Source organism: Paenibacillus sp. LX16 (assembly GCF_036252815.1).
Lineage (GTDB): Bacteria > Bacillota > Bacilli > Paenibacillales > Paenibacillaceae > Paenibacillus > Paenibacillus polymyxa_B.
Genome location: NZ_CP141152.1, coordinates 2,374,311 through 2,396,888, shown reverse-complemented (window position 1 = coordinate 2,396,888; position 22,578 = coordinate 2,374,311). Strand labels below are relative to the sequence as shown.

Annotated in this window: 19 protein-coding genes and 1 pseudogene; 1 reads left to right on the top strand and 19 read right to left on the bottom strand. The window is 46.0% G+C overall.

Translation table 11 applies throughout. The features are described 5' to 3' along the window. Positions 1–109: 109 nt before the first annotated feature. The 3 genes from T3H97_RS11070 to T3H97_RS11060 all read right to left on the bottom strand — a co-directional run bounded on the left by T3H97_RS11070 (position 110) and on the right by T3H97_RS11060 (position 2,637). Positions 110–448, bottom strand: coding sequence for a hypothetical protein (locus tag T3H97_RS11070; RefSeq protein ID WP_328802531.1), 339 nt, complete (start codon positions 446–448; stop codon positions 110–112). Between the two features lie 133 nt (positions 449–581). After that, on the bottom strand, positions 582–1,712 hold the full coding sequence (locus T3H97_RS11065) for a bifunctional cystathionine gamma-lyase/homocysteine desulfhydrase (protein WP_328802530.1): 1,131 nt from the start codon (positions 1,710–1,712) through the stop codon (positions 582–584). Position 1,713: 1 nt separating this feature from the next. Further along, positions 1,714–2,637, bottom strand: a complete 924-nt coding sequence (locus T3H97_RS11060) for a PLP-dependent cysteine synthase family protein (RefSeq protein WP_250244896.1) — start codon at positions 2,635–2,637, stop codon at positions 1,714–1,716. A gap of 255 nt (positions 2,638–2,892) precedes the next feature. Between T3H97_RS11060 and T3H97_RS11055 the strand changes: the two genes are divergently transcribed. Then, positions 2,893–3,255 carry a hypothetical protein gene (locus T3H97_RS11055; RefSeq protein WP_328802529.1) on the top strand — a complete coding sequence of 121 codons (363 nt, stop codon included), beginning with the start codon at positions 2,893–2,895 and terminating at the stop codon, positions 3,253–3,255. A 118-nt stretch (positions 3,256–3,373) separates the two neighbouring features. On the opposite strand, the gene T3H97_RS11050 is transcribed toward T3H97_RS11055, so the two are convergent. The 16 genes and pseudogenes from T3H97_RS11050 to T3H97_RS10975 all read right to left on the bottom strand — a co-directional run bounded on the left by T3H97_RS11050 (position 3,374) and on the right by T3H97_RS10975 (position 22,376). After that, complete coding sequence (locus T3H97_RS11050) at positions 3,374–3,673, bottom strand: DUF6509 family protein (RefSeq protein ID WP_013310098.1); 300 nt, start codon at positions 3,671–3,673, stop codon at positions 3,374–3,376. Further along, positions 3,667–5,634 (bottom strand): ATP-dependent DNA helicase, encoded by a 1,968-nt coding sequence (locus T3H97_RS11045; protein ID WP_328802528.1) that lies wholly within the window; start codon positions 5,632–5,634, stop codon positions 3,667–3,669. Before T3H97_RS11045 ends, T3H97_RS11050 begins: the two co-directional genes overlap by 7 nt. A gap of 475 nt (positions 5,635–6,109) precedes the next feature. Next, on the bottom strand, positions 6,110–6,604 hold the full coding sequence (locus tag T3H97_RS11040; protein ID WP_328802527.1) for an RDD family protein: 495 nt from the start codon (positions 6,602–6,604) through the stop codon (positions 6,110–6,112). Positions 6,605–7,001: 397 nt separating this feature from the next. Continuing rightward, a complete protein-coding gene (locus T3H97_RS11035; protein WP_328802526.1) occupies positions 7,002–8,138 on the bottom strand; it encodes a glycosyl hydrolase in 1,137 nt (378 codons plus the stop codon). Between the two features lie 56 nt (positions 8,139–8,194). Further along, the gene (locus T3H97_RS11030) at positions 8,195–10,105 is read right to left on the bottom strand and encodes a glycosyl hydrolase (protein ID WP_328802525.1); all 1,911 of its coding nucleotides are present in this window, start codon (positions 10,103–10,105) and stop codon (positions 8,195–8,197) included. A gap of 28 nt (positions 10,106–10,133) precedes the next feature. Then, positions 10,134–12,038: a heparinase II/III family protein gene (locus tag T3H97_RS11025; RefSeq protein ID WP_328802524.1), complete on the bottom strand. Its 1,905-nt coding sequence runs from the start codon at positions 12,036–12,038 to the stop codon at positions 10,134–10,136. Positions 12,039–12,245: 207 nt separating this feature from the next. Next, positions 12,246–13,238 (bottom strand): cation diffusion facilitator family transporter, encoded by a 993-nt coding sequence (locus T3H97_RS11020; protein WP_272640569.1) that lies wholly within the window; start codon positions 13,236–13,238, stop codon positions 12,246–12,248. A gap of 249 nt (positions 13,239–13,487) precedes the next feature. After that, entirely contained in the window at positions 13,488–13,757 is a 270-nt protein-coding gene (gene rpsN, locus T3H97_RS11015) for a 30S ribosomal protein S14 (protein ID WP_025724172.1), read from the bottom strand. A gap of 257 nt (positions 13,758–14,014) precedes the next feature. Next, positions 14,015–14,983, bottom strand: a complete 969-nt coding sequence (locus T3H97_RS11010) for an ABC transporter ATP-binding protein (protein ID WP_025724171.1) — start codon at positions 14,981–14,983, stop codon at positions 14,015–14,017. Further along, complete coding sequence (locus T3H97_RS11005) at positions 14,976–15,959, bottom strand: ABC transporter ATP-binding protein (protein ID WP_328802523.1); 984 nt, start codon at positions 15,957–15,959, stop codon at positions 14,976–14,978. The genes T3H97_RS11010 and T3H97_RS11005 overlap by 8 nt, the downstream gene beginning before the upstream one ends. 13 nt (positions 15,960–15,972) lie before the next feature. Beyond that, the gene (gene opp4C, locus T3H97_RS11000) at positions 15,973–16,899 is read right to left on the bottom strand and encodes an oligopeptide ABC transporter permease (protein ID WP_069079650.1); all 927 of its coding nucleotides are present in this window, start codon (positions 16,897–16,899) and stop codon (positions 15,973–15,975) included. 15 nt (positions 16,900–16,914) lie between these two features. Further along, positions 16,915–17,868 (bottom strand): ABC transporter permease, encoded by a 954-nt coding sequence (locus tag T3H97_RS10995; RefSeq protein ID WP_023988364.1) that lies wholly within the window; start codon positions 17,866–17,868, stop codon positions 16,915–16,917. A 107-nt stretch (positions 17,869–17,975) separates the two neighbouring features. Further along, positions 17,976–19,700 carry an ABC transporter substrate-binding protein gene (locus tag T3H97_RS10990; protein WP_328802522.1) on the bottom strand — a complete coding sequence of 575 codons (1,725 nt, stop codon included), beginning with the start codon at positions 19,698–19,700 and terminating at the stop codon, positions 17,976–17,978. A gap of 548 nt (positions 19,701–20,248) precedes the next feature. Continuing rightward, positions 20,249–20,998: a class I SAM-dependent DNA methyltransferase gene (locus T3H97_RS10985; RefSeq protein WP_328802521.1), complete on the bottom strand. Its 750-nt coding sequence runs from the start codon at positions 20,996–20,998 to the stop codon at positions 20,249–20,251. 165 nt (positions 20,999–21,163) lie between these two features. Continuing rightward, a pseudogene (locus T3H97_RS10980) lies at positions 21,164–21,301 on the bottom strand (transposase); the annotation flags it as partial. A gap of 139 nt (positions 21,302–21,440) precedes the next feature. Continuing rightward, positions 21,441–22,376: an ArsR family transcriptional regulator gene (locus tag T3H97_RS10975; RefSeq protein ID WP_328802520.1), complete on the bottom strand. Its 936-nt coding sequence runs from the start codon at positions 22,374–22,376 to the stop codon at positions 21,441–21,443. Between the last annotated feature and the right edge of the window lie 202 nt (positions 22,377–22,578).

Sequence of the window (22,578 nt, the reverse complement as noted above, 5' to 3'; positions counted from 1 at the left end):
AGTGCTTCACTTCGTTATCAAAAATTTCTATATCTAAAAACTATTTAATGCTGCCATGATTGTTGCTAACAATACTAGGGTATAGTATGTTTAGGGTGAAATTACTATTTTAAAAATGTGCATAACTTGCCTGAATTTGCTTTTCCAACTTAATGCGTTCTAACTTCAGTTCCCAAATCTGTTCGCTCCACGAGTTTCGTTCCGCCGCGTTATTACTATTCCGTAAGAGATCAAACAACCTCAGCAATTCATCGTTAATCTGGTCAAAATGCCACCATAGCGTATTAATTTCAGAATCTTTAGTCTCCTTGCCATTCTCCAGCAATTGATGTCGCAAGGCTTCTTTGAGCTCCTGTTGCCACTCTATATCGTTCAATTGTTTCGCATAATTAAGAAGATCCAGATAGTCATCTACCTGCAGGTAACTGCATGTTTTTAACTGTTTCATAGGGTCTCTCTCCTTTATGGCTCAATCTATTACCGAGTATTATACTCGGTTATTAAGGAAAAGCAATACTTTCTTTAAAATACACAAAAAGAGGCAGCCTCAGCTACCTCTCTTGATCATTACACTTATTTTCTTACAATGCTGCCTGTAAGTCTTCGATCAAATCTTCCAGATCTTCGATCCCAACCGAAATCCGCACCAAACCTTCGGTAATGCCTAGCTCTGCACGACGTTCTACCGGAATAGAGGCGTGCGTCATACGTGCCGGAACGCTAATCAGACTTTCAACCGCTCCCAAGCTTTCAGCCAGTGTAAAATATTTCACCTTTTTCAAAAGTGCAACCGCGTTAGCGTCACTACCTACATCAAAGGAAATGATGCCGCCAAAGCCTTCAGCCTGGGTTTTGGACAGTTCATGTTGTGCATGGCTTTCCAGTCCAGGGTAGTACACTTTGCTAACCTTCGAATGTTTTTCCAAAAAGGCTGCAATTTCCTTCGCATTTTGCTCAATCGCTTCCATACGCAGACCCAATGTTTTAATACCGCGGATCAATAACCAAGAATCCTGCGGGCCCAGAATAGCACCAATGGCGTTTTGCAGAAAATGAAGTTGTTCTCCCAGCTCGTCGCTGTTCACAACAGCCAGACCGGCTACAACATCGCTGTGGCCGCCCAAATACTTGGTAGCAGAGTGAATGACGATATCAGCCCCAAGTGTAATTGGCGTCTGCCAATAAGGGGTAGCAAATGTGTTGTCGACGATCAGTAAAAGATCATGTTTTTTTACAAGCTCCGAAACAGCGCGGATATCAGTAACCTTCAAAAGCGGGTTCGTTGGCGTTTCGACATACAATGCCTTTGTATTCGGACGAATTGCTTTGGAGATGGCTTCCAGGTCAGTCGTATCCACAAATGTGGATTCAATTCCGATCCGACTGAGGACTTTGCTTACAATGCGGTAGGTGCCCCCGTATACATCATCGGTCAGCAAAATATGATCTCCTGCGTTAAACAGTGAAAATACCGCATGAATGGCTGCCATACCTGAACCGAAAGCAAAACCACGCTTTCCTTCCTCCAGATCCTTGATCAGCTCCTCCAGGGCAAACCGGGTCGGATTGCCTGTACGCGAATATTCGTATCCCTTATGGACGCCAATTTCCTCTTGCTCATAAGTGCTTACCTGATAAATAGGAACGTTAACCGCGCCTGTATGGGGATCGGTAGGAAGCCCGCCGTGAATCAGTTTTGTTTTGCGTTTCATTTTATATCCCGCCTTCATATATTTTTTTGCTCAGATAACGTTCGCTGCTATCCGGGAAAATGGTAACAATATGTGCGCCATCCGGTGCATTTTCTGCTTCCAGTAAAGCGGCATGTAAAGCAGACCCAGAAGAACTGCCAACGAGAAGACCTTCACGTGCAGCCAGTTCCTTGACACGGTCAAAAGCATCGACATCGCTAATGGTGTGAATGGCATTAAAATATCCTTTATCCACAAATTCAGGGATTAATTCCATGCCAATTCCTTCCGTTTTATGTGGGCCTGACTCGCCGCCATTCAAAATAGACCCTTCGGGCTCCACGATGACCGTTTTAAGGGCTGCATTTTGTTCCTTAAGATAACGCGAGGTTCCCATAAACGTTCCCCCCGAGCCTGCACCTGCCACAAATACGTCTACTTTGCCGTCTAGATCGTTCCATATTTCAGGTCCCATTGTCGCATAGTATGCCTCGGGATTATCCGGATTACTGAATTGCCGTGGCAAGTATGCATCTTTTATTTCAGCAGCTAATTCTTTTGTTTTTTCGATAGCTCCTTTCATCCCCTCACTTGTCGGGGTATGAACGATGCGTGCTCCCAATGCCTTCATCAGGTCCTGCTTCTCTTGGCTGAACTTCTCAGGCACAGCAAAAATAACCGAGATATTATAATGAAGCGCCGCCATCGCAAGACCAATACCTGCGTTGCCTGCTGTTGCTTCAATTAATGTCCCACCTGGCTTCAGCTGACCTGTTTTTAATGCTTTTTCAATTAGAGCCTTACCCACCCGATCCTTAACGCTGCCGCCGGGATTCATAAACTCCAGCTTCGCAAACAAGCGAATTCCTCTCGGTAGAGAATAGCTGTTCAGCTCCACTAATGGCGTACGTCCGATGAGTTCAAGGGTATTTTGATATACATTCATAATTTCAAGCTCCTTTTAATGGCGAATCCAAAATAAACCAATGGTCAAAAATTAACGCCTATTGTCGGAGAAGTTCGCTATCATCTCCGAGAAAACACAGTAATACGGTAAGTATTGATGCAATAAGATTTTATGTGTATTTGAAGCTTTTGTCAAATGGACCAGTCACAATACCCACACCCCCTGCCTGCTTGCTCGATATGATAGAGAAGATGTCACAAAATATCCCCGTGCAACATAAGGAGGAGTTCATATATGGGAAAGCAATTTCTGAAGATAGCTGCCGTATATTTTGCCCTCAGTGTGCTGCTTAGTGTAATTATTGGTTTGTCGGGTGATCACAGCCTGTCCAATGTTCAGTCTCATATCCATTTGTTGGGTTGGATGGCTCTTGGAATTATAGGTCTGATCTATGTGACCTTTCCTGCACTTTCAGTTACTATTCTGGCACATATCCATTTTTGGATGCATAATATCGGTCTGCCTGTATTGATATTGGCGATTATAGGTGAAAATTACAAGGTTCCAGAGGCTGGAGTTTGGATCGTCATAGGGTGGGTGTTACTCTCGGGGGGGACATTACTGTTTATGGTGAATGTGTGGGATAGACTACGCTAGTGCAAATAAGTTCTCTTCATTGGTCATAAAAAAAGGAGCCTGATCATGTCAGGACTCCTTGATATCTTCATTATATGTTAGCTATATACCAGCTTTGCTAGCTAAGTGTTCTATACGGTTACTTCACTGTTTCATCCTGTACATGTTCTTTACAGAAGTTCTCAACAGCTTGCAGCTCATCATCTTCAAGTTCAAGATCAATGTAACGATTCGTTACTTTTTCAATTAATTCATACTTTAGCAGTCCCGTCTTTTCTTCGTCTACTAAATAAAGACAACGGATATACAGTCCGTTTTCAGTATATAGCTCGTCGTCCTCCTCTACCTCTACATCAATGATAAATTCATAACGCTGTCCAGTCAAAATGCCAAAAGCATCTTTAATCTGATCTACTGTGTACGTTGTAAAGTTCAACATGTTTTTATTCCCCCCGGGTTTCCTTCAATTACGGTGCATTCTACGCCCGCAGGCAGTAGTTGTTCAACTTGTGTACGTACTTCTTGGCGACTCAAATCCTGGCCCATGATGGATATCCAGCCCCGATCATTACGCGAGCGGATTAAACGTCCTATGCCTTGTCTGAGTCTAAGTGCCATGTGAGGCATATCTATCTGATTAAACGGATCTGCTGCATCCTTGCGCAGAGCCGTAAAAACCGGATCATTCGGAGGAAATGGCAGTGACCAGATAATCACGTGCGACAGAGAAGGTCCAGGAATATCCAATCCTTCCCATAATGTAACAGCGCACAACACACTTTCCTCATCATTCTGAAAAGCTGAGATCAGATGGCTGATTTCAGCCGAACCTTCGTACAGAAAACGATAGGCAGACGCCTCCGGGTAAGCAACGAGACCCGTTTGGAATGCAGCCAGTTCCTCCTGTGAAGGAAACAGGATAAGCGCTCTTCCCTGCGATTTCTCCAGCAGTGCCAGCGCTCTCGGGATTGGATCATCCCCCGCTTGCAACGGGTACAGTGCAGCTTGCATCTGATCGCTGTAGTCATAAGGTGAAGCAACAGAAAACGTTAGCGGATTTTCAATACCGAGACTCTGTGCCATATAGTCAAAAGAGCTTTCTACGGAAAGCGTAGCTGAAGAGAATACGATCGGTATATGCTGCGCAAATACTCGTTCTTTGAGAATCTCTTTTACCATCTTCGGCATAACCACAAGCGTTAATCCATCCTGATCCTCCATCACCCACGAAATGAGAAGTTCAGGACGCTTAAACAAAGCCAACGCGGTTTGAATCATTTCCAAATGTTCTTCCACAATTTTGACTTGGTACTCATCCAAAGAGAATAGCCCGCTTTCAAATACAAGCTCTTCTTCGATCGTGCCGATCAGTTCACCAAAGCGGTTTACCTCTCGAATCAGTGACTCATTCAGGATGAACTCTTTGCGATTAGAACCCTGTACAGGCTGACTGTTCTTATCAAGCGCAGCGAACAAAGCCTCACTTTGGGAGATCGCATCTTCGATCGTCATTGCCAAAGATTCCCGTACTTCTCCCTCCAGCAATCGGGTAATTATAGACTCAAACTGAGCGTGCTTAAGCTTGTAGGTAAGCGCATTTTGTGCCGCTGTCTCCAGCAAATGCCCTTCGTCAAAGACGACAGAGCTGTGCTCCGGCAGCAACGGCAGCTGGCCCTCGCGCTTTCTCGCTTCGTAGGTCCATACATGCTCCATATAAAAGTCATGAGAGCAGATGACCAGATCTGCCGCTTTGCGGTAATGATCACGAGACAACGTCTGGCCGCAACGATGGCGCTGATGGCAAACGAGACAGTCTTGAAATACATCCCATCCGAGTCTACTCCACTGTCCATCTGTTAGCTCGGGATATTCCTTTCGGTTCCCGTAAGGAGTGAAAGATTGTAGCGTATCTGGAAAATGAACAAAATCCGGCAGTTCCTGATAAATATCACGAAAAACATCTGCGTCCTCATCCAGTCCGCTTCGCACCTCATCCAGCTTATTCAGGCAAATATACTGATCCGGCGACTTCCCCAATCTGGCATCAATCGTCAGATTCAAATGCTGTGCCAGCTTGGCGATATCCCCTTCCGGCTTTACCAATTGTTCAATTAACGATTCATCTGCACAGGCGATAATCGCCGGTTTTCTCATGTATCGGGCATATGCAATAGCGTACAGCAGGTATACCAGCGTTTTACCAGTGCCCACACCTGCTTCTGCAAAAATGGTCTTTTTTTCCTTATAGGCACGTTCTAGCTGGAATGCCATATAAATTTGTTCATCCCGAACCTCAAAGCCGACTTCAGGCAAAACTTCATAAAATACATCCGCAATCCAGTCACTTGCCTGCTCAATAAACGGCTTGGACGGATCAAAGGCAAAAGGGTAAGTAGTCAATCGGGCTGTGCCTCCAATTCGTTCATAATGTGCATCCTTTCATTATAACGCAAAACAAGCTAAAAAGAACATGAAAACTGTAAGAACAGCTTACATTTTTTATGTTGGTATAAGAAAACCCTTTAAAATAAAGGGACATACTTTCGTCTGAGTGAGACGCTACGTGTAGCATTTGATCCTACGATCGCTGTTGGCCCGGGGTTCTCAGATTTTCAAAAACCTTTTAAAAGGTAAGAATCCCATGGCAAAGGCAAACGCTTCGCTTCTCCAGATTCAAATCCTCCACTACGCTGCACACCACAGTTGTATCGTTATTTTATAAATGAAAAATGTCTTGCTTTCCTGACAAAAAAAGTAAACCATCATAACAAAATGAAAAAACAAATAACCACCTAATGTATTGCAAGCATTAGCTGGTTTCTTGTTAATTGAAAAATATGCATTAAACAGAAGCTTTGGTGGTCTCCTCCGATACTTACAGAAAAGACAATTGCTGCTCATGTCGCTGCAACTCTTTTTTATTCACAACCAAGGTGTTGGAACAAAGATCGTGGAGTCCCTGTTTTTTGGCAGTAAAAGCAACCACAATATAAATAATATGAACAATTACAAAAGAAATAGCTTTAATCCAATAACGCCCTGAGGCGTGTAAAAATCCAAGGCGTTTTCCTTCCTTGTCCACGACAACTAAAGAGAACACAAGCTTACCCGGTGTAGCCTGTACTTTCGATGATTCCCATAAACCACAATACAGCCATGGTAGCACGAGCCAAAAAATCAGCGGCATCCAAATTAAAAACTCTAATATGAAGCCAGTCTCCTCTATGCCCAGTAGGTCTGGAGTAATAGAAAGCATACTCCCTACTAAAATGACTAATAAAGTCATGATGATCAGATCAATCAAAAACGCCGCCGTTCTTATCCAAAATCCTCCGTATATTCTTTTTGTACTATAACTTGTTCCTGTCATGATATGTATAACTCCTTTTGCAAATGAGATTTAAAATCCAGTTTATTCCTTTACCCAAGAAGATATCATACGGTTACCCACCTATATTGTCAATTTAAGAGTAAATGCTCTTAAACAAGTAAAAGGACCTATTTCCATGCATCAAAATGAAAATTTTCATAGGAGTTAAGAGTCTATATACAATGATTTTTCTCTGATTGGGTACAAATTAAGCGCAGCTACAATCTTTTAACCCCCTATAAGTAGTACTTTGGCATCGAAATAAATTCAGCCTTTTCATACATAAAAAACAGCGTATATGTAATAAAATTACACACACGCTGTCTCACAATTCATTCCGTAAATCTGACAAACGATAGGACGATTAAAAATGAGTTCGTTCTTGCACGCTTATACACTATATTTTTTTGCATTCAACACTAAACAAACCTTCTTCACCGCGCAGCTTTGCCAATGCCTCGACAAAGAAATAATCGCCATAGATAATGGGAACGTTGATGTGTTTTTGCTCAGGATAATGTACGGTCCCGTTCATCAGCAATCCCTCATGCTCCTCGCCCCACTCCGTACACGTATGATGCAAGCCCTTGAGAATAGATTCTGCTGCTTCTGTAAAATGCTCCGCACGCGTCGAATATTTTGCCAGCTCCAGCAAACCACTGGCCGCAATTGCCGCAGCCGATGAATCCCATGCCCCGCGGTGCTCTTCTTCTGCTCTAAAATCCCACACAGGCAGGCAGGCATCGCCCAGTTGGGATAGGAAAAAGTCAGCCGTGTTCTCGGCCACCTTCAAATAACGCGAATCACGCGTGTACCCATACGAAAGCGTAAAACCATACAAAGCCCAAGCCGTGCCACGCGCCCAGGCAGAACCGGGAGCAAATCCCTGTCCGCCATGCTCGGCGACCTTTTTTCCAATCTCCGGATCGAATTCGACCACATGTGTGATAGAACCGTCCGAACGGACAAATTCACGTGCTACGGTATCTGCATGCTGCACAGCGAGAGCGGCAAAACGCGGATCTCCGCTTTCCTCCGAAGCCCAATAAAGCAAAGGTAGATTCATCATACTGTCTATAATCGCAACGCCCCGTGTATCCATGTCCTTCGAGGGGAAGTTCCACGCGCGAATAAAACGGCCATTCACGTTAAAACGGGCAGCCAGCAGATTGGCAGCCAACAACCCACGTCTTCTGGACTCTGAATCTCCGGTCTGCCGATGGGCGGCCACACCGCTGAGCAGCCAAATAAAGCCAAGATCATGGTCTACAGCTTCGCTATTATAGAGTATTTTTTCCAAACGAACCTCGCACTGCTGTGCAATCCCGGCGGCCACACTGTCAGGACGCGCCCGATTGGCCAGCCACAGCAGCCCCGGATAAAAGCCTGCTGTCCACCACGATTCTTCACGATTATCATAACGTCCACCCTCAGCAACATGTGGAAAAGCCTCCCCCAGTCTTGCCGCCAAGGCAAGCGTCTTATCCAAAGCCAGCTCCCACGATTGCTCCAGCCACGCTTCTGCTTTTGTCATTTCTATTTCCTCTCCTTTTTCCACATGTTAAATCATATTTATGGCTCTAGCTCTATCTATTCAGGTAACCGAATGATAAAGGAAATGCGATTGCCTTCACATTCCAGACGCGCTCCCTTAAGTAAACCATTCCGACAGGCCACGGAAGCTAAATCTTCCGGCCATACCACGTTCGTTCCTTCCGTCGTCGGGATGACTTCGAGGCTTGCACCTGCGTATTCTACTCGAATGCTTTCCGTTTCCTTCCCGGCTGACATGACATGATGAATAACGCTGCGCTCCCGACCGTCATACGCCATTAAGGGAATAAGTGCCCCTACCTTCTGAATATTGCCTTGAAGCTCATACGCCACTTCAATTTTGCCGGGTACCTGACGATAATGCGTTCGGATTTCCCTCACTCCCGGGAATGGACCTTTCCACAGGAGTGCAAAATCCGTTGCTCCGTCAGACACTGAGCTTTGTTCCATCTGTACGGTTCCTCCACCATCCTGCGGGTCAATCCCTCCATCCCGGTCGAACTCCAGTGTACCGGGAATACCTTCCGACAAGCTGTGCCACTTTCCATCCTCCGTTTGCCAGGCCGGGGTATAGCTTAGCGGGAAAATATCTCCCTCCGCGAAGCCTGTAAAGCCGCGGTCTGCATGACCTGCTGAGGACGGACCGATCAGCGACGGCAGTGCAGACTGCTGAATACGCACGATGCCCGGAACATTGTACGGATCGTTGACCGATGTTTGCACAAGCATTTGCTGCCCCTCTACGGCTGCAATAACAGTCTGGAACCAGCCATCCGTTGCCAACACCCGGCTGCCGATCTCCGCCGGGATGAGGGTTGGGGAAATGCGAGCCAACTCCTCTCCATGTAGAAGGGTGTGGGCCAGCACAGCCGCCGTCCACAGACTATAGCAGGTATGATTCGAGTACACCTCAAAGCCATGCCGTGCCTCGGACGAATAATGGTTGCGGACGATATGCAGCTTGCCGTCATCGGTCTGCCAGCGGCTAATCGCTTGCCAGCATAGATCTGCTGCCCGTCGGAACGCACCTGCGAGCCCATTCTCTCCTGCTGTAATAGCCTGCTGAGCATGTGTTGTAAAGACAAAGGCCGCCGCCGCTTCGTTCCACTGATGCTGCGCGCTTCTTCCACGCGGCGGAATTTCCCCGTGCGGGGATAGCGCCAGTAATGTGCTGAGCGCCCCCCTGCGAAGGTGGTCACGCAGTTCGAGTGCGCAGCTGCCATCATATCCATTCTCCAGCATCACGCCCAAATGAAAACGTGTAACGATATCGTAGGCAAATGGGCTATTGGGCCGATCCAGCGGTCCATCCTGGTACAGGCCCAAACCGGTAAAACGAGGCAGATGGTAGCTGCGGATATATGTCTCCATCCATTCCGAATCGGCTGCAATTCCTTCCGCTGCACGCAAAAACTCGCCGGAAATCATAATCGCATTCCAGTTGATCATCCGATTCGGATTTTTCATTTTGCTCATCGTAAAAATGTAGGTCTGCTCCGGCTGAATCCTGCTCAGTTGCTGCTTCCAAGCCGTGGCTTGCTCTGGCAGTAGATTTTTAAGGAGCCGATACGCGCCCATCATCATAATTGGAAAAAAGTCTGGGTGGTGATCTGGCGCTTTTTCCTCCACTACACAAGCTATGCTATGCGTCAAGGCCGCAGCAGCAGATTCCAGTAAATCATGCCGGCCTTCTTTGACCAACACCGCCGCAGCCAACGCATAGGACGGCGTGGAGTAGTATCGTTCACTTTCAGAATGGGGGTCAATGATAGCTCCGGTATCATCCTGATGCAGGGCATATGCGCGAACCAGCTTTTCCAGCACGGCCAGCTTATGTTGGTGAGTCCATCCGTCATTCACTCGATTTGGCGCGCTTTCCACCTGTTCTATAAATCTCTCCAGCTCCGTCTGCCAAGGGTACACGCTGCCTGTCTGCAGCTTATTCATCCTGTCTGCCTCCCATTCAAAATGAAAATTAATGTATGGTAAAAAACAGATTGCAATCTACGCTTGCAGAATCATTCCAGTGTTTGGAGTCCAGTTGCAGCGATGTTTTATAAAACACAAAGGGAACTCCGTCATGATCTATGTGCTTCACAGCCTCCACCCCCGCCCGCAGCACGCTGGCATCATAATCTAGCCTGACGACTGCGTTCGCTCCCTTCCATTCTACGAAGCCTGCTCCCAGATTAGGCTGAATACGGCTGATCAAAAGCTCCTCCACATCCCATGGCTTCATGCTCACGCCGGACGTTTCAAATTCAAAATGATCTGTGACGGTAAGCCTTGCCCCCTCGTTTCCCTCCAGCACATTCCATGTAAAGGAGCGGGTGAAAACCGCCAATTCTTCTACGGGATAAGCAGATGTCAAATCAAGCTTAAGCCTTGTGCCCGTCTGTACCTCCTCCTGCTCATCCATAGCAATATCCAGCACAACCGCCTTTGCCTTTGCACCCGATTGCTGCATACTCCCATTGATGACAGGCACGGAATGACCACTAGAGGAGATATTAATAATCGACTCTCGTCCCGGTGAAAAATAGGCTTTTGTGTACAAGCCTGCTCCCAGATCACACAATAGATTTTCGCCACCGCCATGAAGGATGAAATGTCCAAGATCGTTATGATTGTGCGGTTCATTGTTATGCCCAGCCTTCGCTGAAAAAGCAAGCATGACACCTGGTTCACCCTTTTGGCTTCCGGGTCCACTATGTCTGGGACTGCGGCTGCGGCACATCAGCCAACTGAGTTGCGGCAAATAATTGGCAACGGTCTCACCGCTCCCAAATGCCAAATGATTCGTCCAAACCAGGTTACGCAATACATGAGCCCAGCGGTGACAGGGGTCTTCCAACAGACCAGGTACGCGGAAAGGGAGTGTAGATGGTCGTTTTTGCAATGAATTCAAATAAGAGATGAGTCCAGAAGGTAATCGTTCCGTTTCACTACTGTCCGAATAATTAGCAAAAATACCATCCGACAGATGAACCCGCTCTGCAAAGGCTGCGATTTGCCTAACCTTTTCCGAGTTTAAAATATCCACAGCTCCCTCGGTAAACTCATGCAGCATATCGGCAAAATAAATGAAATAACCAAAGCCGTACACCCAGTAACCTACGCCTTCGGGACATCCCCCGTCCTCACTGTAGCCTGCCAAAAAGCAATCCAGCGCGCCCAGCATACTCTCGATGGCTACCGCTCTGGAAAAGTCGTCTTCTACCAGCAGCAATGCTGCAATTCCGCAACCGGAAGCACATACTGCCGACCAGTTATGATCTGCGGTTTCCCATCCAAAATGACGTGGCTTCCAAAAAACGGGTTCCAGCACACGATGTTCAATCTCTTCGTGCACCTGAGCGACCACATGGCTAGCCAGTTGTTCTCCTAGCAGCAATAAAATTTCAACCAGCGTTTGTGCTGTTTCGGACGCGAATAAATCCACCTGCTGCCAAGGCGGTGTTACGGTGTCCTCTTCATTGACGTGTGCAGGAAGCGCCCATGTGTACTCGCTGCATATGTCCAGCAGACCGCTTTCCACCTCTTTCATCTTTCGAGGCTCCGGCTTGACAATAGCTTCCAGCACTATAGCAACCAGTCGTCCACGCCGTTCAAAGTACACATCCTCATACGGCTTGCGCTCTCCTGTATTAGCAAATTCCCGAAACAGAGACAACGGTAGTTCAGGCCATGATGCTTCCCGATTATCTTTACAGACACGCTCAATATCCATCCAAAGCTCGGCGTACATCGGCTCAGAGACAGTCGTCCGTAGCCTTTTTGTCCAATTACTCCTTAAGCGTTGCCTTGCTGAATCCTGCAAGCCGCCAGCCAGCGCCTTAACGAGCCGCGAAGCAGGCCAAGCCTCCCTCAGAAGACTCATTTGCCTTTCCTCCCCATGAGAAGCATTCGTTTCACCCTCTTTTTTTGTTAACGCTTTCATTGTATCTAACAATCATCCTAAATTCAAAGGGGTAGTAAAACAATGGAGAAAAAATAAAAGAACCTCCAAGCCCCGTTGCCGTGGTCATGGAAGTTCTTTTATAACACTATTGCCAATCTCCGTCCAGATTCGCTTTGATCATGTTTTCTAAACTGTGGGTTCCTCCTGTTTCCACTTTCTAATCCCGTCATCCTCCAGAATACCCAGTGCTGCATCTGAGATATTAGGATCACGTAGCAAAGCGTCCTCGACTCTAAATTTAATATCGTCAGCATCTGCCAGTGTCATGCCCGGTGTAAGCTCAATCAATCCTTCCACGTGATAGTAGCGTCCTTCCTGCAGAATACGCATTTGATAAATATCCGTTACATGTGTATCTGCTAGAATAATGGAAGCCACACGTTCTTCGATATCAGGAGGAGCAGATACACCGATCAAACCTACCATGTTGTCGTAACCGACCCGGAAAGCAACACCGACCATCAAACATCCAATGAGAATACTCGAAATTCCGTCCAACAGTTTAAAATCTGTCAGCGATGTGACCACCACTGCTAGCAGGGCGAGTACCCCACCTGTTGTTGCTACCAAATCTTCATAAAATACCAGCCGGGTTGGCGGTGCAGCACGCCCCACATGGCGGAACGCAGTGGTGAAAATGCTTAGCCCCTTCGCTTCTACTCTGGATTCATGCAGCACTTCTTTCATCGCTTTGCTCCATACAAATCCGTCCACCACTAGTGACAAAATCAGCACCACTACATTAATCCAAAATCCATGTGTTGATTCAGCCGGATGCTGAAGCAAATGAATGCCTTCCAATGCGGTTTCATAGGCCATGATCGTTACGACAATAACGGCAACCATACAGAACAGGTTAATCACTCGTCCAAAGCCGGTAGGAAAGCGTTTTGTCGGTTTTTTCTCTGCCAGTACACTGCCCGCAAATACAAACATTTGATTCACTGCATCCGCAATGGAATGCATCATCGTAGCAAACATAGAACCGCTACCTGTCAAGGCAAAAGCAATCCCCTTAATCAAGGCAATGCCAGTATTTCCTAACGCCGCCGAGCCCGAGGATTTGTTTCCTTTTTTGACCATACTCCAAAAGGAGTCCTCTTTCTGTTTCACTTCCATCTTGTAGCTCCTCCTGAGGTATACATAATCTGATATATAATCGTTTGTTATGTATTATTTTTAACCCGTCCATATTCTACCTAACCATCTGAGGAGAATCAATACAAACGATAATATTTTCCATGGAAAAGGAATGCCCTATGTCCCCCTACGACATGAAGCATTCCCGTTACAACCTTCTATCAGACATACCCTCAGGTTAACAACACAGATAATCTCCATGCGCTGACGATCGACATAAGTGCCTGTTTACCAGCTTGATTTCGTAATTCCTGGAATTTGGCCTTTATGTGCCAACTCGCGAAATGCGATACGAGACAGCTTGAATTTGCGCAAGTATCCTCTGGGTCTGCCTGTCAGCTCGCAACGGCTTTTCAGGCGGGTTGAAGATGAGTCACGCGGAAGCTTTTGCAAAGCTTCGTAGTCCCCTTTTGCTTTCAATTCACGTCTCAGATCCGCATATTTAGCTACAATTTCCTGGCGTTTCTTCTCTTTTACGACTTTTGACTTCTTGGCCATGTAAAGCTCCTCCTTGTGATATATGCCAATCATGTAGGTTCACCATCACTACCACGAGATTGATGAACACGGATATGGACTTGATTTCACATTAAATAGTAATCATTACGATTATTATTTAATATAACGTTACTCTAGGTGTGTTGTCAACCAAGCGGTTTGACACAACATTAAAAAGCCGTTGAAACAGTAGCCCCCTTCACTCTTGTGATCGGTCTGCCGTTTCAACGGCTTTAAAATTTGTTGACTAGCTCTGTTCATTCAGCCAAATGGCAAGCTACCCAGTGATCTAGACGAGCCTCACGATAGAGTGGAATTTCTTTAGAGCAACGATCGATTGCAAAGGGGCAGCGAGTGTGGAACTTGCAGCCCGAAGGCGGATTAACCGGACTAGGAATATCCCCCTTGAGCAAAATTCGTTCTCTTTTCAGCTTCGGCACCGGAATAGGTACAGCCGACAGCAACGCCTTCGTATACGGATGCAACGGATTCCCGAATAGCTCGTCACGCGAAGCCGTTTCGACCATGGAGCCTAGATACATTACGCCAATACGGGAACACAAATGTTCCACCACGCTCAAATCATGCGAGATGAACAAGTATGTCAGACCCCGTTCGGCCTGCAATTTGGCGAATAGGTTAATAATCTGCGCCTGTATGGACACATCCAGCGCTGATACCGGCTCATCAGCGATAATTAGATCCGGCTGAAGCGCCAGCGCTCGGGCAATGCCGATCCGTTGGCGTTGACCTCCCGAAAATTCATGGGGAAAACGGTCGATATGATACTCTGACAATCCACATAGCTTGAGCACGTCCAGCACAATCTGCCGGACCTCCTCCTTCGTTGCTATACCGTGATCCAGTAACGCCTCGCCAATGGCATCACCAATCCGTACACGCGGATTCAGCGAGCTGTACGGGTCTTGAAAGATCAGCTGAATTTTGGGACGAAGTTCCTGCATCCCTTTGGCAGACAGGCTGTGCAGATCTACCCCTTTGTATTTTACGGTACCGTCCGTTTTATCCGTCAATCTAACAATCGTCCGGCCCACCGTGCTTTTACCGCTCCCCGATTCCCCTACCAATCCAAAGGTTTCACCCTGACGGATCGTAAAGCTAATATCGTCTACCGCCCGCACATGTCCTGAAGTACGGTTCATAAATCCGGACTTCACCGGAAAGTACGTTTTTAAGCGGTCTATTTCCAACAACGGCTCAGCCATGAACAACCGCCTCCTCATATAACCAGCAGGATGCTTTCTGCTGAGCTGAAACTTCTTTTAATGTAGGCTCTTTTATACGGCAAATGTCCATGCAATGCCCACAGCGGTCGTGAAAATAACAGGAAGTCGTCAGCTCCAGCGGATTAGGGACCTGCCCGGGGATGGAATACAGTTCCTCTTGGCGCTGATTAAGCACCGGTTTGGATTTTAGTAACCCCTGTGTATAAGGATGCTTGGGATGATTGAACAGCTGTACCACTTCGCCTTCCTCGACGATCTTGCCTGCATACATCACTATGACGTAATCAGCCATTTCGGCGACAACACCCAGATCATGGGTGATTAGCATGAGCGACATATTGGATTGGGCTTTAAATTCACGCAGCATATCGAGAATTTGCGCCTGAATCGTTACATCCAGCGCCGTGGTTGGCTCATCCGCGATAAGCAGTTTGGGACCGCAAGAAACAGCAATGGCAATCATAATTCGCTGCAGCATCCCCCCGCTCAGCTCATGCGGATAGCTTTTTAAAATCTGCTCCGGCCGGGATATACCGACCTGTTCGATCAGCTCCAGTGCTCGCTTACGAGCTTCCTTACGGCCTATTTTCAAATGCTCAATCAGTGGTTCGGATAGCTGTTCACCAATGGTCATGACTGGATTCAATGAAGACATCGGCTCCTGAAAGATCATGGATATTTCATGCCCGCGAATCGTGCGCATCTCATTTCTGCTAAGCTCTAGCAGATCGGTTTCCTCAAAACGGATGCTTCCGCCTGCCACTTTACCACCAGGACTCTGGATGAGACCCATGATCGACATCGCGGTAATACTTTTGCCGCAGCCCGATTCACCGACAATGCATACCGTTTCCCCCGGCTTCACACGGAAGCTGATATCATCCACCGCTTTAACCGTTCCTTCTTCTGTATAAAAATGAGTGCTTAAATGTTCAATGGAAAGTAAATTGTCCATGGTGTATGATCACCTACCTCTTATGTTTCGGGTCAAGTACATCCCGCAGCCCGTCACCAAAAATATTAATAGCGATGACTGTAGCAAAAATAGACAGTCCTGGCGGTATCCACAACCACGGTCGTTGCTGAAAATCCAGCACATTGTTAGCGGCATCAATCATATTGCCCCAAGTCGGTGTCGTGGGTAGCACGCCAAGGCCAAAGAAGCTGAGTACAGATTCACTCAAGATAGCTCCACCAATATTCAACGTAGCGATAACGATCAACAACGGTAAAATATTCGGCAGCAGATGCTTGAACAGCTTTCGACGATTCGAGAGTCCCAGTACCGTCGCGGCTTGCATAAATTCACGTTCCCGCAAACTAAGCATCTGGCCCCTCACCATCCGTGCAATCCCCGGCCAGTTGACCAGACTAAGCATCAGCATGACAATATACATCCGTTGATCGGGTGGAACCTTCCAGTCAGATAGCAGCGCGCCCATAATAAATAGCAGGGGCAAACTGGGAATTGTCAGCAGCAAATCAGCAACGCGCATAATAATCTGATCTGCAATCCCGCGAAAATATGCGGATATGACCCCCAGCGTAGCCCCTAAAAAGACTGACAATACCATTGAAGCCAAACCCACGGTAAGAGAAATTTGACCTGCCTGCATCACACGTGTCAGCACATCCCGTCCCAGCTTGTCTGTTCCTAACCAGTGATGGATATTTGGCGCCTTGTTCATCATTAATATATTTGTTTTATTATCGGAATAAGGAGAAAATAGCGGACCGATAAAACAGAGCAAAAACATAAATACCACGACAAGCAGACCAGCCATAGCAAGCTTGTTTCTGAACAGCTGCCGGAGCGCTTGCTGCCACATTGAAGATTTAACAGTTGTTCGCAGTCTGCCGTTGCTCTTGCTCAAATTACTGCTCACGGATGACATTCCTTAGCCCCCTTCTTACACTTTCACACGCGGGTCCGCGATGCGATACAAAATATCGGACAACAGTGTCCCGATAACGCTCAATATGGCAATTAGCATCGTAAAGCCCATAAGTAGCGGATAATCCCGGAGCGAAAAGGATTGCATGTACAACTGACCGATTCCCGGCCAATTAAAAATCTTTTCAATAATCAGGGACCCGCCAAACAGTGCAGGTAATTCGAAGCCAACGAGCGTAATGGCAGGCAGCAATGCATTTCTCAATGCGTGCGTAAAAAGTACCTTTCTTTCCTTTAAGCCCTTTGCACGGGCTGTGCGTATATAATCCTGCTGGATCACGTCGATCATATTGCTACGGAAGTAGCGAGTCAACGACCCCAGTCCCAGCAGCGTCATAACGATCACTGGTAAGGTCATATGCTGGAGAACCTCCTTCACATACTCCATACCTGTAGCGTTACTGCCCGTATTGAGCATGCCACCGGGTGGCAACCACTTCAGGTCAACCGCTGCGATTTTAATCAGATACAACCCGATAAAAAAAGAGGGCACAGACATGGCAGCGAAAATCACCACCATTACCAAAGTATCAAACCATGAATACTGCTTATAAGCAGCAACCACACCGATAATGACCGCGATAAACCAGGTCAGGAAGGTCGATACAACGGCCAGCAAAAACGAGTTCCAGATATACTCATTAAATAAGGTCAGCACCGGCTTCTGCTGGGCAAGCGAATAACCAAAATTTCCATGCAGCGCATTGCCCAACCAATTTCCATAGCGTTCAAGAATAGGCTTATTCAGGCCATAAATTTCCCTCAGCTCCGCCTTTCTCTCTGGCGACAGCTTCAGATTGCCGCTAATGAAATCTCCCGGTGTCATGGCATACAGGAAAAAAATCATCATCGAAGCGGCCAACAAAATAATAACCATATACGTCAGTCTTTTCGTTAAAAACGAGCTCATGACAGACTCCTTTCAATTCAAGGTCAGGCTACTCATTACGTTTCCCCCATTTGGGAGGCCCCTTGATCCGAACCTGATGTTCTTCACAAGGGGCCCGCATATGTGGCTTATTTAAGGGACCATTCGAACAGATTACCAGACAAGCCAATGAACGGACTGACCTTTACATGTTCCATCCGACCATTGTAGGCATACACCGTCTTCTTATAGTTGGTAAAAATAACGGGCAGTTCATCGTTTAGCAGCACATATAATTCTTGATATATTTTCTTGCGTTCTTCCATATTCGTCGTAGACAAGCCTTTTTCATATAGCTCTTTTACCTTTGGATTGTTATATCCCTTGACTTCTCCATTGACGAATTGCTCGATTCCATCTGATGGATCTGTCAGCATGCCTGTCGAGAAGGCGGCAAGATCATAATCTTTACCTTCTACTTTGGCGACCATTGCATTAAAGTCTGCAAAGATTTCCGGCTGAAGGTCAACACCAATCGCTTTGTAATTTTCAGCCGCAAGCGCAATAAAGGTGTCTGTTTCTGGACGTTTAGAGGTCAGCAGGTGAATGGTCAGCTTCTGTCCGTTTTTCTCACGGATACCATCACTACCTTCTATCCAACCCGCTTCATCCAGCAGCTTTTTCGCTTGCTCCGGGTCGTAGTTGTATGGATTGATTCCATCGGTCGTGTAAGACCAGAATATTGGGGAAGCTGGAATATTTGCGACCGCCCCTGCTCCCTGAGCTGCGTCGACATAAATGCTTTTCCGATCCAGTCCATAGGTCAATGCTTGACGAACCTTTTTATCCTTAAGCTTTTCATTTTCAAGATTTACTTGCAAATATCCGTAAGTGCTAGGGGTATACGGCAAAATGTTTAAAAAGCCAAGCCCTTTTAGTTTATCGATATTTTCCTGAGTTGCGGTGAATTGAGCAAAATCGGTATCGCCTGTTTCTATGAATTGCCAAGCGTCGCCTTCTGCTGTTTTGTAAATGAAATGCTGTGTTTTCGGTTTGCCTTTGAAAAAGTAATCATTCGCCTCCAGACGAACTTCTTGTCCCGGAATAAATTTTTCTAACTTATAAGCCCCATTTCCCAGAGGAGTACTATGTAGATTTTTAAAATAATCCAGTTGTCCGAACTTATAATCCTTGCCATAGTAAGCTTTGGACAGTACATATTCACCCAGAATCGGCAGAGCCAGCGCGTTTGGTTTTTCCAACGTCGCAGAAATGGTCTGCGCATCAATCACCTTGATTCCTTCAATTTGTTTGGCCTTGCCTTCCGCATAGGCGTTGCCGCCTTTAATGTTCAGCTTTCGGATTTGACTGTCGCCAGGATAGGCTTTGTCATAGATCAACGTCCAGGTAAAAGCGACATCTTCTGCTGTCAAAGGGGAGCCATCACTGAATTTAGTACCGGGAACCAGATGAAATGTATACGTTAGATTATCTTTAGAAATATCCCAGCTCTTAGCCAGATTGGGCAGCGGAAGCCCCTTCTCGTCTACCGTGACCAGCGGAGTCCACAATTGCGAAATCACGTTGCCGTCATAGCCGCTTTGGTTAAAATACGGAGTAAACACCCCGGCTGGGTCAGTCAGACCCACAATAATCGTGTCGCTTCTCTTTTTGGACACTTCCGGCAATTTGGACATATCAGAAGCCTTTACCAAACTTGTTAATCGCTGCGCTGTAGTAGCTGTCTGTGTGTCCCCATTATTTTGGGCAGTAGCATTGTTGGAGCTGTCCGGTCCACCGTTAGAGCAAGCCGCCAGCAAAATAGAGCTCGCCAGAAGTAGACTGCTAAGTAAAATAATACTCTTTTTCAACATAATCCCCCCGAGTTAAATTATTAAATTCCGATAGAACAAGTTGTGATTAAGAAGATAAACCTCATTATAGGAATTTATTGGGGTTCTGTAAAGGGAGAACTACATTTTTTTATGTAAAAAGCTCTGTTCATAGATATCTATCCGATTTCATGTACAAATATAAATAAAACCTCTCAATCCCTAATAGTAGATTGAGAGGCAGTCTCTTACTCATTTGATATATTATTTTTTATAGTATGGATCTAATGAATCGTTTAGAACGCGGACAAATAATCTGCTCTGTTATTAAAGAAAGGGTTATTGAATGTACACGCCAATTTATCATGGTGAGTCGTCAGACGACGATAAATTCTTCACTTCATTAAAGAAGCATTCCACCAAATAACGTTTTTTGTAAACGCACCGATCTTATTTTAGGATGACTCGGCGATTTTTCTTTCCGAGAATCACTGGAATAGCCTGTTGTTCCTTCAAAAACATGCGAATGACATGGATATCTTACGCGCGGTCGTCAAACACTTGGGATGAACATTCCGGGATTATTCGTTTTAGGCTCCATGTTTTTTTCGACAAACACTAATGATGGAAGGAGATAAAGGAGTGAACGGTGTTTTATCCCAGTCCGAATATTGATTTTCGATACAAAAGCCGCGGCTCGTTAATAAATGCTGAAGCGTGTCATTATCAGTAAAGCGACATGCAATTCGAGAAGTTGTTTTCTCCGATCCCCAATCACGGAACGTGACCCAGTGCATGATCTGGCTACTTGAATCATACGACTGTGTCCCAGATACCTTAACTTTAATTCCATCCTTATCGATAAATTTTCCCCAGATGCTTTCCTCTTGGTTGGATAAATCGGTTCCCAAGGGGTTTCGTGTTTCAAAAACAAACACCCCATTTGGCTCTAAGTGCTTGTAGACAGTTTCGAGTAAAGCTCGTTGATCCTCGTCGCTCAAAAATGCCTGGAATGCATTTCCTGTCAGATAAATCATGGAAAAACGCTTTTCGGAATCGAATGTACGAGCATCAGCTTCAATAAAATCCACAGGCAAACCTTGAGCTTTAACCCGCGCATATTCAAGCATCGATGAAGAAATATCAACACCTGTTATATGTATCCCCGATTTTGATAAATGAATGGTTGTCAATCCCGTACCACATGCAAGTTCCAAAACCTCGCCTGGGTTCAATCTAGCAAGATCAAGATAGAAATTGTATTTGTTAGTCTCGCCGCCAAATTCAAGATCATAATTAATCGGGTCTCGATACTCTTCAAGATTATCGTGATTTATCAATACGAATCATCCCTTCACTACAATACCGATTTCTTTAAATCATCCTTCATCATATCATACATTTCTCGGTATTGATATAAATGGAAACCGTGTTGAAGTTTTATGAAAACAGACTGACGCACCAGCACTTTTAAAACAAAAAAGCCGCTAACATGATGTTTTCAAGTCAGGTGTGATAGAAACATGCTTTAATATTCCATTCCAAATTCCGGCAATCTGCCAGCGTCGGAAACACGTGTACACGCTTTTCCATAAGCCATAATGTTCAGGCAGGTCTCGCCAAGGCGCTCTGGATCTGGCGACTCAAAGCATAGCGTTCAGCATCCATTTTTACTATATTTTCAACTGTATTAGACACGCCTTTCTCTTAAAAAAGGCTTTCTCTGCATAATCAAAAACGATCGAACTCCTCAATGGGACCTTGGCAAACAAAAGATTAATTCTACATTCGCTCCATATAGCCAAGGATACTTCCATACATCTCATCCACAGCCGCAAGCCGTGCACTGTAGCCGAGCAGTGTTTCGCCATCAAAATGTGCATGGATGAAGCCAGAGGCACGAAGCTTAAAAATATGGTCGTGCGTGATTCCCTTGGACAGCTTGAGATGACGGACAATCTCAATAAAGGTGCGTGGAGACTGGCTCTGATACAAATATTTTAAAATCTTAAGCCTGCTCTTCTCCCCCAAGCTTCGGATCATTCGATATTCCTGTGGGGATAAAAAATCGTCCTCCTGAACATAAATTCCTGCCGAGTAATGGCACAACAGGAGAGACCCAAATCGATAAATAATATTTATCGGCTGAAAATGGTATTGAGGCACCAGCAACACGCGCGTCAGTCCTTCGGAAGGCTCGAACCGGAAGCCATTAGTGGTACGATCCACCCACTCCATAGAGCTATATATGCCCTTCTCCTTATTTCTTCGTTCAGCTTCTTGTTCCAGACCGCTTAGAATACTTATATCCACATGGCGAAAATACTCTTCGTCCCAGCCAGATAGCAGTTGCAAAGCAAGTTTGCGAAGCTTCTCCATGTCGTCAGGCAGCAGGATTCCATAGGCTGATGCCTGTTCATTTAATTCCTGTACAGTCCGGTTCTCCAGACGGTTTACGACCTCTTCAACCTTCCCCTGATCAGAAAGCATACAGACGAGTCCATAAATGATCTTCCAATCTGCATTGATTTCCATGGACTCCAGCAATTCGGACAAACCTGGAGACAGCGTTCCACGCACTTGCTCCGCCCACCCGGCTGATAAATCGGTCTTCTTGTAAGCCTTGCGGCAAATAAAGGTGTGTAAGCTGCTGAGCAGTTCAAACACCGGTCCATATGCTACATGTACATCGTAAGGAGCATTCACGTCATGACTCATCGCTTTCTGTCCTCTTTTCTTTCATGTCTGATGTCCATTATACATACTATCGTACACCCGTTCATTCTTAGTGTCCCTTCATACGAGAGTTTAGCAAAACACAGATACAAATATGAACGTAATAAGCGTCATAATCAAAGCGCAAAAAAAGCCTGATCTCATCAGACTCTAACTGTTCAGCTATGAATTAGAAAAGGTTGTC